The following is a 16,837-nucleotide window of genomic DNA, read 5'->3' on the forward strand; positions in this document are numbered from 1 at the left end:
ACGCGGTACCACTAATGGTAGTATCGTTGGCAATCCCCCCTTCCCCTATGTTTTGAGTCTCGAGGGCCTCCAACGTTTCCCCTGTCACTTCTTCCCCAATAACCTCGGGGGTAAAGGCGACTGAAGCGCAGGGACTGCCTAATATACCGAAAATAAGAAGCGCTAAAACTGACAGGTTGCCACGAGGATACTGGCGTATTAATTGTGCTCCACAACCAACCGTTGCAGAGCGATTAATGGGATTGGGATTTTTATTCATATCTAAAAGACCTAATGATTTATTGATTGAAACTTCACTGGTGAAATAGGATGTGCAGAAAATAACTTCATAATATCCATCGAAAAATTAATTTATGTTTGGATTTTTGATAACATCACTAATAAAAAATTAACATTACAGCATCTAAAATAATAAAGTTCAAAAGTGCACGTGTATTTATTATTGCTTATATATACAAAGTGTATTCTCGCTATATAGTAAATGACTATTTTACGGTTGATATAAGAAGCGGCCATTTATTTGTGGGAAATATCCCAAACTAAAATATTGAGATATTTCACCTATTAGTGACCCATGTCAGGTGGGTAAGATTACTGATTCCGGACAAACTCGTTCATATGTTGAGTAAGGATAAGTCTCACGCTATACACTATATAATTGAGGGTTCCCCCCTCAAATGCGAAGTTAAACAGGCTTCAATTGTCTTCAGTGAATGCCTCCCGACCAATGGGTTTGAGAAAAATATGAAGCAAGACTACTCTAACTGATATCCAGAAGGAGTTTTCTTCGGTGACATACAAACCTGTTGTTGTGTGGATAAATATAGTCTTGCAACTGCTATTGCCGTTGAGCCTATTCTTTTCCCCAGTAATCGCTAAAATGCTAACCCCTTCCTCGCAGACAGTTCCGAGGATGCTATATGAAACAATGCCATACACCTTAGCACCGGGTGAAACGGTGTTTATAGTCGCGAAGAAATGTCATCTTACAGTGGATGAGTTAAAGGAAGTTAACCAGTTTCGCTCATTTTCAAAGCCTTTCATTCAACTGGGCAGCGGCGATGAAATCGATATTCCGCGTATTACCCCGTTACCCGAGAAAATCACGACAGCAGAAAATGCTAAAACTGTATCCTCTTCGCAATATAAAGAGCGGTTGGCACATAATTTATTAAAAGGGGCCACAGTCCTGGCTGATGACAATACGCCGTTGGCGGCAGCAAGCATGGCGCGTTCTGTTGCTGTCGGTGAGGCCAATGACGCCGCGCAGCATTGGTTGAGTCAGTTTGGTACCGCACGTGTCCAACTTAATCTGGATAATAATCTTAGCCTGAAAGGCAGTGCATTCGACATGTTGCTACCGCTTTATGATGACCAGAAATCCTTGTTATTCAGCCAATTTGGTCTACGTAATCATGATAGCCGCAATACCATTAATATTGGCGCGGGTGTACGAACCCTACAGGATAACTGGATGTACGGTGCCAACGTTTTTTTTGACCGAGATATAACAGGGAAGAATAACCGTATTGGTTTTGGCGCTGAAGCCTGGACGGATTACCTGAAGTTATCGGCTAACAGTTATCTGCGTCTTACAGATTGGCATCAGTCCCGTGACTTTGCCGATTATAATGAACGACCTGCCAATGGCTATGATTTGCGTGTCGAGGCTTATTTACCCGCTTACCCTCAGATCGGCACTAATTTGAAGTATGAACAGTATAAGGGTAATGAAGTCGCATTATTTGGCAAGGACGACCGGCAGAAGAATCCCTATGCATTCACGGCTGGAATTAATTACACGCCAATTCCCTTGATCACTATCGGGGCCGAGCAACGCGCCGGCAAAGGCGGTAGAAACGACACCAATATTAGCATTCAACTGAATTATCGCCTCGGGGAGCCATGGCAATCGCAAATAGATCCCTCGGCGGTGGCAGCCAGCCGTACTCTGGCCGGTAGCCGTTATGATTTGGTGGAACGTAATAACAACATTGTGCTGGAATATCAGAAGCAAGATCTAATTCAATTAGTATTACCGAACCAAATGACTGGCAGCGCATTTGAAATTATCAAAGTTGAAGCGCAGGTAACGGCGAAGTATGGGCTTAAAAGAATTGACTGGGATACCGCCGTAATAGTGGCGGCGGGTGGAGTGGTGACACAAACCTCTTCACAAAATATCTCGATAAAACTGCCGCCTTATACCGCAGGCAGTAATGTCTATATGCTAAGTGCCGTAGCTTACGATAATCAGGGTAATACCTCAAACCATAGCACCACCCAAATTACTGTCACGCAACAAAGTGTCAGCCACCTCAATTCTACTCTACAGGTTTCTCCAACTGAAATATCTGCGGATGGTGTTGCCGTCAGTCTTATTACCCTTAATTTAAAAGACGATAATAACTTGCCAGTTAAGGGTATGGGGGATCAACTGACACTGGATTTACATTTTACGCCAGACACCACGGCAACGCAGCCTGTCAGTTATCCTCTATTAAGCACTGTGACTGAAACCGCTCCAGGTATTTATACCTATCAGTTAACCGCAGGGTTCACTCAGGGAGAGGCTAATATTGCTCCAACTATTCAGAATATCTCTCTGGCATCAGCTAAAGTTATTTTAACAGCGAGTGATAACGCATTGAGTCCCGAGAACTCTCTTTTCAGTGTCGAGCCTACAGAAATTATTGCTGATGGAGTACAGACCAGCGTTCTTAGTTTTACTGCTCAGGATATTCATCATCTGCCGATTAAAGGATTAACAGTGGCCTTTGATGTCACCGGTATTCCTGATGTGATGTTGAGTGCAGTAACGGAAAATAACGGCGTGTATGCCGCAACATTGAAAGGAACTGTAGCAGGCACCGTGACAGTGGCTCCTACTGTAAATGGTTCTGCCATAGTGGGAAAATCACATGAAGTGATACTCACTGCAAATCACAGCACCGCCAATGTGGATCTGACGGTGATTATCGATGATGCATTCGCTAATGGTGTTGATGTGAATAAAATCAAAGCACATGTCATCGACCTACACGGTAACCCTGTTGAAGATGTGGCGGTGAAGTTCGAGGCGGACAATGGTGCAACCGTAATCACTCCCGAAGGCATCACCGACACCGAGGGGATCGCGATCGTGGAACTGGCCAATATCAATCCGGGAGTGACCACTCTGAACGCAATAATCGATGGTCATGAAGAACGTGTTGAGACCTCGTTTATGCCAGAAATACCGCTGAAATTGTTGATATATCGTAACGGGGCCGAATTGATTGGGCATCCCGCCGTCGGAGATACCTTGGTGGCGGTGGCAATGTGCTCAATTGCCCTATGTAACGGGGTGCCCATAAATTACCAATGGGAAATTGAGTCTTCTGTTGGGTCAGGGGGGTTCATCGCCATTGCTGGTGCCACTTCAGAAACCTTGACGGTAACCGGTGATTTACAAAAACGAGCTATTCGCGTGGTTTCGCATTGATACTGGTTTTTTATCATCATTTCAGACAAGCCCAAAATGTGATTCAAACATTGATATTGAGTACAGAAGAGGAAAGAAAACTATGGACAACAGGATTAGCTCTTTGCTTGCGGGGATGTTACTCAGCATGTTGATAGTTGGATCAGCATGGTCAGCTATCTCGTCCACACCGACCTCTACTGTCAGAGGGCGAGCGCCGGCAGTGACGCCAAGTACGATTGTTTCTGACAATGCCAGCGGTAATGGGTTAATCGACATCGGAGACACGCTAAGTATCAGCACCTCAGGGACATTCAGCGATGAAGACGGTGATGTGGCATTACCGGAAACCTATCAATGGCAGGCTGATGGCATAGATATTCCTGGTGCAACGGGTAATTCCTACACCATTATTACCAGTGAATTGGGCCGAACTATTACTCTCTTGGTGACCCCTCATACCGACCCTGCCATCACTGATCCGGCAGAGGGTTTACCTGTAGCCTCTAACGCCTTGACGGTCGTTGCTGGCGGCACAGTCACAGGCATAACAGTAACCGGTGAAGTGGGTGGCTATCCACAAGTTGATACTGCTCTGACTGCGACAGCAACTTGTGCCGGTGGTGCATGTACCGGTGTGACCTATCAGTGGCAGATTGAGACTGGCGTCGGTACCAATACCTTCAGCGACATCAGTGGAGCAACTAGCAGTACTTATACTCCAGTACGGACAGACCAGAGATTGAGAGTTCAGGTAGTTGTTAGCAACTCACCCGCTCAGTAAGACAGAGCCAGCCCAGACACATGCTTGAGGCATCAAATGTGTCTGGGCCAATTAATTCAACAAATCAGTATGATGGATACGCTGGATGCTGCACTGTTACGGTAATTTTAATGGTTTTTCATTCATTATAATTCTGGTTCTGATTATCGTCATGAGCCATACAGTGCAGGCCGTCCAGCAATCCACAACACCCACTAACGGGCGAGCGCCGACGACGACTCTCTCGGTAAACAATACACAACCGCAGGTTGGTGATGTTATTACCGTGACCTCGGCTTTCAATGATGCCGATGGTGATGCCGAACACGGAACAACCTATCAATGGATGTTAGATGGTGCTGCGATTAGTGGTGCGACCAGCCCAAGTTACACCTTGAGTCTCAGCGATATTTTGACTGGCAGTGAACTGAATGTGGTCGTCACCCCGCAAACAGACCCCAATATCACTATTCCCAGTGAAGGATTACCGGTTCAGCTACCCACTGCGATTAATATCAGATGGCAACAGATGATTGCCAACCTCGAATGGATTGACTCGCCATTAGGCGTGGTTGCGGATGGACAGGCAGTGAATACCATCCGCGCGACCATTCAGTATCTGGATGGCTCACCTGCTGCGGGGGTTACCGTACTGTTTGATGCAGATAATATGGGCAAGGTCTCAGCGACTGCGCAAACTGGAGTTGATGGTGTGGCAAAGGCTTACGTGACGAACACTCTCGCGGGTATCACTCAGGTTACGGCCAGCATTGATAATGATACCCAATCGATAAGCACGTTGTTTGTTGCCGGCTCAGCAGATGCGGTATATGCGAAAGTGACTCAAAATAATGCATTGGCCAATGGCATTGACTATAACAAGGTGCTAGTCAAGGTCGAGGATAAGCATGGCAATTATGTTGTCGGTGAAACTGTTAATTTTACCGCAACAAACGGCGTAACGTTGCTCGCAGTCAGCGGCCAAACCGACAGCAATGGTGAAGTGGCAATCGCCCTGACAAGTGACTTGGCCGTCAGTAGTGAGGTGACGACCACTGCCAGCACCGGTGTCTCTGATACCGCTACCGTTGAATTTTTCGATGAAATCCATCTGACACACATCCTCGTCAACGGTGTCTCCTTCTCAGTGAGTGACGGATTCCCTGGAACCGGATTTGTCGGCGCAGAATTCCAGTTAGTGGTGGGCGAAAACCCAGTAGAGAATAGTGCTTATCACTGGCATGCTGATCAGAGTTGGGTTAGCGTTGATGGCAGTGGCAATGTCAGATTTAATCAGGAACCAACATCGGCCAATAACAGAGTCACCATCACAGCTGAACATCAGGACAATGGTTCATCATTGACTTACCAATTTGCCGTCAACCGCTGGTTTAGAAATAATAGCTCAGCGATTATGCCATACAGTGATTCTGCGGCGTGGTGCAGTTCCCAAGGTAATGGTTACACAATACCCGGTTATAGCCAGATGACTGACAGAACACCCACCCTCCAGACCGGAGCCAGTCGTTATGCCAATGGTCGACTGTGGAATGAATGGGGTGTTATGAGCCGCTATGCTAACGGTTGGTTCGCGGGTAACTACTGGGCAAGTGAACTTACCAGTGACGGTAATGCTCGACATTATGCTTATTTGGGGAATGGTAATCTATTCAGCTTCCCATTGGACGGTTCGACTTATGTCACGTGTTCGACAAATCTCTAAGCTCATCGATATTGATGCATTGTAATGTCCAGACTTTGAGTCAGTGATTGCTGTCCGGGTTCAATTAACAAGATACAACAACCAAGAACCGCCCCCAATATCTCCATTCTTGTTGACTCTCTGGTTGTATCGACTTAATGCGAGAGAGCCATATTAAATGTTAGTTTCTGTTTTAGAAAACGTCATTATCCAATGATGAATAATGTATTCATGAAAAACTCTTTTTGTTTGGGATATTTCCTACAAATAAATTAACTTATCCTATTTTAATTCTTAAATGGTTAATTTAATGTGCGTAAACATCATGGCTTATATGTGTAAATAAAGGTAACAAATACATTTATTATTTTCGGTTAGATTAATTAAATATGTTAATTTTAGGTTTGTTTTTATTGAAAGCTCATAACAAAACCATACCAAAATTAATTTTTCGATGGATATTATGAAGTTATTTTCTGCACATCCTATTTCACCAGTGAAGTTTCAATCAATAAATCATTAGGTCTTTTAGATATGAATAAAAATCCGAATCCCATTAATCGCTCTGTGGCTGTTGGCTGCGGAGCAACATTAATACGCCAGTATCCTCGTGGTAACCTGTCAGTTTTAGCTCTTCTTATTTTCGGTATATTAGGCAGTCCCTCCGCTTCAGCCGCCTTTACCCCCGAGGTTATTGGGGAAGAAGTGACAGGGGAAACTCTGGAGTCAGGAGATACTCAAAACATACGAGCAGGAGGGATAGCCAACAATACCACCATTAATCGCTGGGGGGAGCAGCATGTCCATGATGGAGGGATAGCCAACAATACCACCATTAATAGCTGGGGGGTGCAGCATGTCCAGGATGGGGGGAAAGCCAACAATACCACCCTTAAGGATAATGGGGAGCAGTATGTCCATGATGGGGGAATAGCCAACGATACCACTATTAATGACTATGGGTTGCAGTCTATCTTTAATGGCGGCATCGCCAATGACACCACGATTAACTATGGTTATCAGCATGTCCACAATGACGGCATCGCCAATGACACCACGATTAACGATCGTGGTGGCCAGAATGTCATTGGCGGCATCGCCAACGATACCACCCTGTATGACCGGGGGGCGCAATTTATTAGCAATGAAGGCATAGCCAACAATACCACCATGTATGGCAGTGGGTTGCAATTTATTGGCGATGAAGGCATAGCCAACGATACCACCATTTATGATGATGGGCGTCAGCAGGTCTACGAAGGTACAGCCCATAACACCACAATATACAACAATGGTAGTGTCGATGTGAATGCAGGGGGACGACTGACGGGCCTGACCACCGTCAACGACCGGGGAACCATGATTTCTTATGATGGCCCCGTACACAACGAAGGCGAGTTGATTTTCCAGCGTAGCGACGATTACACCCTGAATTTCGACCTCACCGGCACCGGCGGTCTGACACAAAATGGCCCGCACACCCTGACCCTTTCCACCGCCAGTTCCTATTCCGGTGCCACCACGGTCAATGGCGGTACACTCAAAGCCGGAGCAGACAATGTGTTCAGCGCCAGCTCTGATCATATCACCCAGGCCGGCGGCACGCTGGATTTGGACGGCTACCACCAGACACTTCAGTCCCTCAATAATGGCGGGGCTGTGAACTTTGGCGGACTCGGTGGCAACACCCTGACCATTACCGGCGATTATACCGGCAACAATGGCCTGCTCAATATGAATTCGGTGCTGGAAGATGACAGTTCTGTCACTGATAAACTGATTATCGCTGGCAATACCTCGGGTAACACCTATGTGCAGGTCAATAATCTGGGCGGCAGTGGCGCGCAGACCCTGAACGGCATTGAGCTAATCACGGTGGGCGGGGTGTCTGAGGGTGAGTTTACTCAGCAGGGACGTATCGCTGCCGGAGCCTATGACTACTATTTACAGCGCGGGGCGGGCAGTAATGCCGCCAACTGGTACCTGAGCAACGCTATCCCGACAGAGACCCCGGAAGTTCCGGGCGAGCCATCTCCCCCAATGGTTGAGCGGCCTGAAGCCAGCGGTTACAGCGCTAACCTCGCCGCGGCCAACAACCTGTTTGTCACCCGCCTGCATGACCGTATGGGGGAAACTCAATACATTGATGCGCTGACCGGCGAGCAGAAAGTTACCAGTTTGTGGCTGCGTAATGAAGGCGGGCACAACCGTTCGCGCGATTCTCAGGACCAACTACGCACCCAAAGTAACCGCTATGTGATGCAACTGGGCGGCGATATCGCCCAGTGGAGCAGCAGTGGACAGGACCGTTTCCATCTGGGGCTGATGGCCGGTTACGGTAACAGCAAAAGTACCAGCGAATCACGTTTATCCGGTTACAGTGCCCGTGCCTCGGTGGACGGCTATAGCACCGGCGTCTATGGCACCTGGTATGCCAATAGCGCCGATAAAACCGGCCTGTATGTCGATAGCTGGGCACAATACAGCTGGTTCAATAACACCGTTAATGGTCAGGGTTTGGCGGCTGAAGAGTATAAATCTAAGGGCGTAACGGCTTCTGTTGAAAGTGGCTATACCTTTAAAGTCGGTGAAAACACCGCGAAAAATGCCACGTATTTCATCCAGCCGAAAGCCCAGGTCATCTGGATGGGTGTCAAAGCCGACGAGCATAAAGAAGCTAATGGCACAAATATCTCCGGCGAAGGCAATGGCAATATCCAAACCCGTTTAGGGGTAAAAGCCTTTATGAACGGCTATGCCGAACAGGACAAAGGCAAAGACCGGGTATTCCAGCCGTTTGTGGAAGCCAACTGGATCCACAACACCAAAGACTTTGGTACTACCCTGGACGGCATCACCGTGAAGCAGGACGGTGCGGCGAATATCGCTGAGTTGAAACTGGGTGTGGAAGGTCAGTTAGGCAAGAAAGTCAATCTCTGGGGTGTTGTTGGCCAACAGGTCGGTAATAAAGGCTACAGTGATACCGCAGTGATGTTAGGGGTTAAATATAACTTCTGATTGACGCTGCACTGATGAATATAAAAGGCGCATACATCAGCTATGCGTCGTTTTATATCAGGGCTCCGTTTGGGAAACGGAAAATATTTAGCACTGTGCAATAGTGCTAAATTAAGACAGGGAGTTGCACATGCAAACAGCCAACGCACTGGTCTTTGACCGGCATCCTTTAATCAGAGATACCCTCAGGTACCTGCTTGAGGAGCGGTCTTTCACGGTTTACGAGACAGATTGTGAGCGTGAATTAATCCGCAGGGCCTCAGAAAAAAAGCCCACCATCATCACGGTTGATATCACCTCACCGGTCAGCGCGATAGAAATATTAATCAGTCAATTAAAAGCAGTCGCCCCTCAATCAAAAGTATTAGTGATAACGTCATTGCCCACCGAGCATTACTCGTCTTGTTGCATCAGGGCGGGTGCGTCAGGGCTGGTATCAAAAAAAGTCAAAATGGTGTGCCTCAATGCGGCGATTGATGCGGTTATCCATGACTATCTGTTTTTTCCGGTCAGGGATTTGCTGGTGATATCAGAGGGAGCCTGGTCATTTAACAGGGAAAAGCCCAATTCCCTTGATGGCTTAACGAAAAGAGAAAAATACGTGTTGTATAAAGTGTTACAAGGGAAATCGCTGACCCACATGGCTGAAGACCTGGGCGTGAGTGTCAAAACAGTCAGCACCTATAAAAGCCGAATATTGAAAAAATGGGGGTGACGAATGTGGTTGAACTCTCACAGCAATTAGACAAGATTTTACTTAAGAATAGCGACAGGCACAATTGCAAATAGGGCTACTGTTCACAACTATCGCGTTTGAAGAAATTTCCCACATAAAAAAAGTCATTTCTTATATAAGGGCAATCATAGCTAATTTATTCTTCAAATAAGTTAGCTGAGAAAATAGATTTAAATCCGTGCTTCCACTCCAATCAATAAGATTAGAGAGTATCTCCAGTAACTTATCTCAATTATCTTTCACCCGTAAATAGATAATCGAATAATCAACATTAAGAGTCTCCATTCATATGAATAAAAATCCGAATCCCATTAAGCGCCCTGCAATTGTTATTTGTAGGGCAGCATTAACTATTATTACTTGCGTGGCTTTGAGCCATACCCCTGCATTGGCGGCATATACTCCTGAAATTGTTGATGACATCGTCACTGGTGAGGTTCTTGATGCCGGTGATGTACAAAATATAGGATTGAACGGTGTTGCCAACGAGACCACCATTAACGGTGATAGGTATTCGCCTTCTGTTCAGTATGTCTACAGTGGCGGAATAGCCAACGATACCACCATTAATGATGGTGGGGAGCAGTCTGTCTACAGTGGTGGAATAGCCAACGATACCACCATTAATGATTATGGGCGGCAGGATATTTACAGTGATGGCATAGCCAACGATACCACCATTAATGATTATGGGTTTCAGTATGTCTACAGTGGCGGAATAGCCAACGATACCGCCATTAATGATGGTGGGTGGCAGGATATCGACGCGGGCGGCATAGCCAACAATACCACCATTCATAGTGATGGAACTCAGTTTGTCTACAATGGCGGCATCGCCAATGACACCACGATTAACAGTGGGACTCAGAGTGTCTGGAATAGCGGCATAGCCAACAGTACCACCATTCATAGTGATGGAACTCAGGATCTTAAAGGTATAGCCAACAATACCACTATTCATGGTGGTGGAGTTCAGAATGTCAAGGATGTCGGCATAGCCAACAATACCACCATTCATGATGGTGGGTCTCAGTATGTTTGGGATGTCGGCGGCATAGCCAACAATACCACTATTAATGATGGTGGGGATCAGTATGTCCACGATGGGGGAATAGCCAACAATACCAGCATTAATGATGGTGGGGAGCAGTCTGTCTACAGTGGTGGAATAGCCAACGATACCACCATGAATGGTGGATATCAGGGTATTGGCGGCATAGCGAACAATACCACCATTAATGACGATGGGCGGCAGGGTATCGACGGGGGTGGCATAGCGAACAATACCACCATTAATCACAACGGCCTCGTACAGGTAGGCTTCAGGGGAACCCTGACGGGCCAGACCACCGTCAACGACCGGGGAACCATGATTTCTTATGATGGTGTCATACACAATGAGGGAGAGGTGATTTTCCAGCGTAGCGACGATTACACCCTGAATTTCGACCTCACCGGCACCGGCGGCCTGACGCAAAATGGCCCGCACACCTTAACCCTTTCCACCGCCAGCTCCTATTCCGGCACTACCACGGTCAATGGCGGTACACTCAAAGCCGGAGCAGACAATGTGTTCAGCGCCAGCTCTGATTATATCACCCAGGCCGGCGGTGCGCTGGATTTGGACGGCTACCACCAGACATTTCAGTCCCTCAATAATGGTGGGGCTGTGAACTTTGGTGGGATTGGTGGCAACACCTTAACCATCACCGGCGATTATACCGGCAACAATGGCCTGCTGAATATGAATTCGGTACTGGAGGATGACGATTCCGTTACCGATAAACTGATTATCGCTGGCAATACCGCCGGTAACACCTATGTGCAGGTCAATAATCTGGGCGGCAGTGGCGCACAGACCCTGAACGGCATTGAGCTAATCACGGTGGGCGGGGTGTCGGAGGGTGAGTTTACTCAGCAGGGGCGTATCGCTGCCGGAGCCTATGATTACTATTTACAGCGCGGGGCGGGCAGCAATGCCGCCAACTGGTATCTGAGCAACGCGATCCCGACAGAGACCCCGGAAGTTCCGGGCGAGCCATCTCCCCCACTGGTTGAGCGGCCTGAAGCCAGCGGTTACAGCGCTAACCTCGCCGCGGCCAACAATCTGTTTGTCACCCGCCTGCATGATCGTCTGGGTGAAACTCACTACATTGATGCGCTGACCGGCGAGCAGAAAGTCACCAGTTTGTGGCTGCGCAATGAAGGCGGCCATAACCGTTCACGTGATAGTCAGGACCAACTGCGCACGCAAAGTAACCGCTATGTGATGCAACTGGGTGGCGATATTGCCCAGTGGAGCCATAATGGCACAGACCGTTTCCATCTGGGGCTGATGGCCGGTTACGGTAACAGCAAAAGTACTAGCGAATCGCGACTGTCTGGTTACAGCGCCCGTGCCTCGGTGAACGGCTATAGCACCGGCGTCTATGGCACCTGGTATGCCAATAGCGCCGATAAAACCGGCCTGTATGTCGATAGCTGGGCACAATACAGCTGGTTCAATAACACCGTTAATGGTCAGGGTTTGGCGGCTGAAGAGTATAAATCCAAGGGCGTCACGGCTTCTGTTGAAAGTGGCTATACCTTTAAAGTCGGTGAAAACACCGCGAAAAACGCCACGTATTTCATCCAGCCGAAAGCCCAGGTCACCTGGATGGGGGTCAAAGCCGACGACCATCAAGAAGCCAATGGCACAAATATCTCCGGCGAAGGCAATGGCAATATCCAGACGCGTCTGGGGGTAAAAGCCTTTATGAACGGCTATGCCGAACAGGATAAGGGCAAAGACCGGGTATTCCAGCCATTTGTCGAAGCCAACTGGGTTCACAACACCAAAGACTTTGGTACCACCCTGGATGGCATCACCGTGAAACAGGACGGTGCGGCGAATATTGCTGAATTGAAACTGGGTGTAGAAGGTCAGTTAAGCAAGAAAATCAATCTGTGGGGTAATGTCGGCCAGCAGGTGGGCAATAAAGGCTACAGTGATACGGCGGTGATGTTAGGGGTGAAATATAACTTCTGATTGACGCTGCACTGATGAATATAAAAGGCGCATACATCAGCTATGCGTCGTTTTATATAAGGGCTCCGTTTGGGAAATGGAAAATATTGGGTACGGTTGCAATAGTGCTAAATTAAAACAGGGAGTTGCACATGCCAATAGCCACCGCACTGCTCTTTGACCAACATCCCTTAATCAAAGACACTCTCAAGCATCTGCTTGAGGAACGGTCTTTTACGGTTTTCGAGACAGAATATGAGTGTCAAAATAGTCTGCACCTATAAAAGCCGGATATTTAAAAATAGGAGTGACGAATGTTGTTGAACTCTCACGGCAATTAGACGGAATTTTACTTAAGGGTAAAAATTGATCTGAGTCAGGTTTTTCGATATTAAGAACCGCGTAATGATATTACCGCCACATCGAATAACCTTTTTACTCAAATTTTTATCGATGCCCGCTAATGGAAGCATGACCTCATAAAAGTAGCTATTCTACCTTAATGAACTGTTTTAATATGTTATCTGACGATGTCTCTGACCCGAGAACTTCCTTAACTGGTTGAATCATCTCGTTGATATTATATCGTGCAGTGCTTACTACGGGTATATTTACAGTGAACTGATTCGATGATGTTGTGTTACTGCTATTTCCCGTCTTGTTCTGAACAGAAGTTTCCAACCAGGCTATTGATTTAATTAACCCTCTTTAATTTTGATAATAAGATGAACAATGAAGCAATAAAATGTAATGACAGAGAATCACAGATACTGGCCCAATTGCGAGAATTATGTTTAGCGCGTATGGGGCCGGGGGCTTTGCCGCATTTACCCCCGCCAGAACGATGGCCAAAAACCCGGGAAGTAGCAGACCAGAGCGATGAAGATATCTATGCAACTCGCACCTTGCTACTGGCGTTGGAGAAAAAAGGGAAGGTTCACTGCACACATCGCTCTATCAACAATTCTTTGCGTTGGTTTATCAATGTTGAAGACATGCTTTCAGATTTAAACGAACAGGCAGGTATTTAATGTGTTGTGCTGCAAGGACTATCTACTACAAAAGCGACATTGTGGTGTGTCAACGTTCACGCAGCGTTCGGCCAGCATCTCCTACAGTTCACGATAGCTAATACCGTATTTACAATACCAACTGATGGCCCACAGGATGATATCGCGAGTAAAGTATCGGCCTTTGAAAGGATTTATGGCAAGTCCCTCTGACGAAATCATCGCCAGACGGTATCAGCTACCGAAGTTTTGCAACAGTGCCTTATTTTCTGACTAAACAATTTTAAACCATTTTTAATCGTGCCATATTTTGTGCCTGCTGCTTATCTATTCAAACAATAGGGAATGAAAAATTCAATACTGGCCATAATAGGTGTTTTGAGATATTTCCTACACAGAAAAAGGAACATCCTATATCTAGCACACAGTGATTGGTTTACTGTTTGCTGCAATAATACAGCGTCATGTATCAGGCTTAATAATAGATATAAGGTTTTCTGGCAACGATATTAAGGAACCGTTAAATTAATGTTTAACTCCATGAGGTATTATCGTCGCTTAATTTTTCTGTAATGAATTTATTACCGAATATTATCAAGTTACCGCTTACTCATCTCATTATTTTCCCCTCATAACGTTTCAATCTAATCATCAATATTGAGAACCTTTTCAGCTATGCGTAAAAACTCCATCAACCGCTCTGCGGTTATTTTCCCCAGAGCAAAATTAAGATGTCAGTATTCACAGGTAAAGGTATCAGTATTAGCCACTCTTATTTGTGCGATTTTGGGTCATACCCCGGCATTGGCGGCGTTTACGCCTGACGTTGTTGATAAAGTAGTGACTGATGAAGTTCTTGATAACCGTAATATACAAACTATAGGGTCTCACGGCACGGCCAACAACAGCACCATCAATATGGGTGGGCTGCAGCATATAGTCAATGGCGGGACAGCCAACAATACCACCATTAATGGCATGCCCGGCAGTGGCATTAATGGTGGGATTCAGACGGTCATTGATGGTGGAATAACCCACAACACCACCATTAATGGCAAGAGTAGTCAGGTAGTCAATAATGGCGGGACAGCCAACAAGACCATCATTAATGAGGGACATCAGGAGGTCAATAATGGTGGGATAGCCAACGATACCACGGTTAAACAATTTGGGCTGCAGACTGTCGCCGGTGGTGGTATAGCCAACAATACCACCATTGAACACGGTGGGTATCAGTATATCTCGAATCGCGGCATAACCAACAACACCACGATAAATGCTAATGGCGCTATGTCTGTATATAACGGAGGCATAATTACCGGCAAGACAATAATCAATAGCCTGGGAGTCATCAAACTTGGAAGTGGATACAAGAATAACCTCGTGTACAACGAAGGCGAGTTGATTTTCCAGCGCAATGGCAGTTATATTTTGGACTTCAACCTCACCAGCACGGGTGGCCTAACACAGAATGGTCCGTATACTCTGACTCTTTCCACTGCCAGCTCCTATACTGGTACCACCACCGTTAATGGCGGTATTATCAAAGCCGGAGCAGACAATGTGTTCAGCGCCAGCTCTGATTATATGACCCAGGCCGCCGGCACGCTGGATTTGGATGGCTACAACCAGACACTTCAGTCTCTTAATAACAGCGGCACCGTGAATTTTGGCGGTATCGGCGGCAACACACTGACGGTCACCGGCGACTATATCGGCAGCAATGGCCTACTGAATATGAATTCGGTGCTGGAGGATGACGATTCCGTTACCGATAAACTGATTATCGCTGGCAATACTTCGGGTAACACCTATGTGCAGGTCAATAATCTGGGGGGCAGTGGCGCACAGACCCTCAATGGCATTGAACTGATTACCGTGGGCGGCGTGTCGAATGGTGAATTTACTCAGCAGGGCCGTATTGTCGCCGGGGCTTATGACTACTATTTACAGCGCGGGGCGGGCAGCAATGCCGCCAACTGGTATCTGAGCAATGCTATCCCGACAATGACTCCAACCCCCGGGGTTCCACCAATAGTCGAATCGCCCGAAACACCAGAAGCACTAGAAACACCCGAAACACCCGTGACACCAGAAACATCGTCACCGATGGTTGAGCGGCCTGAAGCCAGCGGTTACAGCGCTAACCTCGCCGCGGCCAACAACCTGTTTGTCACCCGCCTGCATGACCGTTTGGGCGAAACCCAGTACATTGATGCGCTGACCGGCGAGCAGAAAGTCACCAGTTTGTGGCTGCGCAATGAAGGTGGCCACAACCGTTCCCGCGATTCCCAAGACCAACTGCGCACGAAAAGTAACCGCTATGTGATGCAACTGGGCGGTGATATTGCTCAGTGGAGCCACCATGGTGCAGACCGTTTCCATCTGGGACTGATGGCCGGTTACGGCAACAGCAAAAGTACCAGTGAATCACGTTTATCCGGTTACAGCGCCCGCGCGTCGGTGGACGGTTACAGCACCGGCGTCTATGGCACCTGGTATGCCAACAGTGCCGATAAAACCGGCCTGTATGTCGATAGCTGGGCGCAATACAGCTGGTTCAATAACACCGTCAATGGTCAGGGTTTGGCGGCTGAAGAGTATAAATCTAAAGGGGGCACGGCTTCTGTTGAAAGTGGCTATACCTTTAAAGTGGGCGAAAATGCCGCGAAAAGTGCCACGTATTTTATCCAGCCGAAAGCCCAGGTCACCTGGATGGGGGTCAAAGCTGACGAGCATAAAGAAGCCAATGGCACAAATATCTCCGGCGAAGGCAATGGCAATATCCAAACCCGTTTAGGGGTAAAAGCCTTTATGAACGGCTATGCCGAACAGGATAAGGGCAAAGACCGGGTATTCCAGCCGTTTGTGGAAGCCAACTGGATCCACAACACCAAAGACTTCGGTACTACCATGGATGGTATTACGGTGAAACAGGACGGTGCGGCGAATATTGCTGAATTGAAACTGGGTGTGGAAGGTCAGTTAAGCAAGAAAGTTAATGTCTGGGGCAATGTGGGCCAGCAGGTCGGTAATAAGGGCTACAGTGATACGGCGGTGATGTTGGGTGTTAAGTACAACTTCTAATTGACGCTGTACTGATGAATATAAAAGGCGCATATATAAGCCATGCGTCGT

9 protein-coding genes and 1 pseudogene are annotated in these 16,837 nt (G+C 47.2%); 8 read left to right on the forward strand and 2 right to left on the reverse strand.

Features of this window, described 5'->3' with window-relative positions:
• Window positions 1-259: hypothetical protein (locus tag DJ58_RS23600; RefSeq protein ID WP_032913192.1), on the reverse strand; the 259-nt coding region annotated here is incomplete at its 3' end.
• 669 nt (window positions 260-928) lie between these two features.
• Between DJ58_RS23600 and DJ58_RS18120 the strand changes: the two genes are divergently transcribed.
• From DJ58_RS18120 to DJ58_RS18100, 7 genes are all read left to right on the forward strand, one after another.
• Entirely contained in the window at window positions 929-3,484 is a 2,556-nt protein-coding gene (locus DJ58_RS18120) for a ZirU family protein (RefSeq protein ID WP_115155710.1), read from the forward strand.
• 82 nt (window positions 3,485-3,566) lie between these two features.
• The gene (locus DJ58_RS18115; protein WP_032912283.1) at window positions 3,567-4,247 is read left to right on the forward strand and encodes a ZirU family protein; all 681 of its coding nucleotides are present in this window, start codon (window positions 3,567-3,569) and stop codon (window positions 4,245-4,247) included.
• Between the two features lie 151 nt (window positions 4,248-4,398).
• The gene (locus DJ58_RS18110) at window positions 4,399-5,949 is read left to right on the forward strand and encodes an Ig-like domain-containing protein (protein WP_226977657.1); all 1,551 of its coding nucleotides are present in this window, start codon (window positions 4,399-4,401) and stop codon (window positions 5,947-5,949) included.
• Window positions 5,950-6,462: 513 nt separating this feature from the next.
• Window positions 6,463-8,946, forward strand: a complete 2,484-nt coding sequence (locus tag DJ58_RS0121530) for an autotransporter outer membrane beta-barrel domain-containing protein (protein ID WP_050504529.1) — start codon at window positions 6,463-6,465, stop codon at window positions 8,944-8,946.
• 130 nt (window positions 8,947-9,076) lie between these two features.
• Complete coding sequence (locus DJ58_RS18105) at window positions 9,077-9,661, forward strand: response regulator transcription factor (RefSeq protein WP_004712755.1); 585 nt, start codon at window positions 9,077-9,079, stop codon at window positions 9,659-9,661.
• A 310-nt stretch (window positions 9,662-9,971) separates the two neighbouring features.
• Window positions 9,972-12,710, forward strand: coding sequence for an autotransporter outer membrane beta-barrel domain-containing protein (locus tag DJ58_RS22155; RefSeq protein WP_050504530.1), 2,739 nt, complete (start codon window positions 9,972-9,974; stop codon window positions 12,708-12,710).
• A 704-nt stretch (window positions 12,711-13,414) separates the two neighbouring features.
• Window positions 13,415-13,720 carry a hypothetical protein gene (locus tag DJ58_RS18100; RefSeq protein WP_050413937.1) on the forward strand — a complete coding sequence of 102 codons (306 nt, stop codon included), beginning with the start codon at window positions 13,415-13,417 and terminating at the stop codon, window positions 13,718-13,720.
• Between the two features lie 84 nt (window positions 13,721-13,804).
• Here DJ58_RS18100 and DJ58_RS23325 read toward each other — a convergent pair.
• Window positions 13,805-13,897, reverse strand: a pseudogene (locus DJ58_RS23325) (IS6 family transposase); the annotation flags it as partial.
• 477 nt (window positions 13,898-14,374) lie between these two features.
• Here DJ58_RS23325 and DJ58_RS18095 point away from each other — a divergent pair.
• The gene (locus tag DJ58_RS18095) at window positions 14,375-16,786 is read left to right on the forward strand and encodes an autotransporter outer membrane beta-barrel domain-containing protein (RefSeq protein WP_072013964.1); all 2,412 of its coding nucleotides are present in this window, start codon (window positions 14,375-14,377) and stop codon (window positions 16,784-16,786) included.
• Window positions 16,787-16,837 lie beyond the last annotated feature (51 nt).

The organism is Yersinia frederiksenii ATCC 33641 (genome assembly GCF_000754805.1).
Classification (GTDB): domain Bacteria; phylum Pseudomonadota; class Gammaproteobacteria; order Enterobacterales; family Enterobacteriaceae; genus Yersinia; species Yersinia frederiksenii.

What these genes read in the sequence shown, in the direction of transcription:
- DJ58_RS0121530 (WP_050504529.1), top strand. Translation starts at nt 6,463, where the DNA reads ATGAATAAAAATCCGAATCCCATTAATCGCTCTGTGGCTGTTGGCTGC.
- DJ58_RS22155 (WP_050504530.1), top strand. Translation starts at nt 9,972, where the DNA reads ATGAATAAAAATCCGAATCCCATTAAGCGCCCTGCAATTGTTATTTGT.
- DJ58_RS18115 (WP_032912283.1), top strand. Translation starts at nt 3,567, where the DNA reads ATGGACAACAGGATTAGCTCTTTGCTTGCGGGGATGTTACTCAGCATG.
- DJ58_RS18100 (WP_050413937.1), top strand. Translation starts at nt 13,415, where the DNA reads ATGAACAATGAAGCAATAAAATGTAATGACAGAGAATCACAGATACTG.
- DJ58_RS18095 (WP_072013964.1), top strand. Translation starts at nt 14,375, where the DNA reads ATGCGTAAAAACTCCATCAACCGCTCTGCGGTTATTTTCCCCAGAGCA.
- DJ58_RS18105 (WP_004712755.1), top strand. Translation starts at nt 9,077, where the DNA reads ATGCAAACAGCCAACGCACTGGTCTTTGACCGGCATCCTTTAATCAGA.
- DJ58_RS18110 (WP_226977657.1), top strand. Translation starts at nt 4,399, where the DNA reads ATGAGCCATACAGTGCAGGCCGTCCAGCAATCCACAACACCCACTAAC.
- DJ58_RS18120 (WP_115155710.1), top strand. Translation starts at nt 929, where the DNA reads ATGCCATACACCTTAGCACCGGGTGAAACGGTGTTTATAGTCGCGAAG.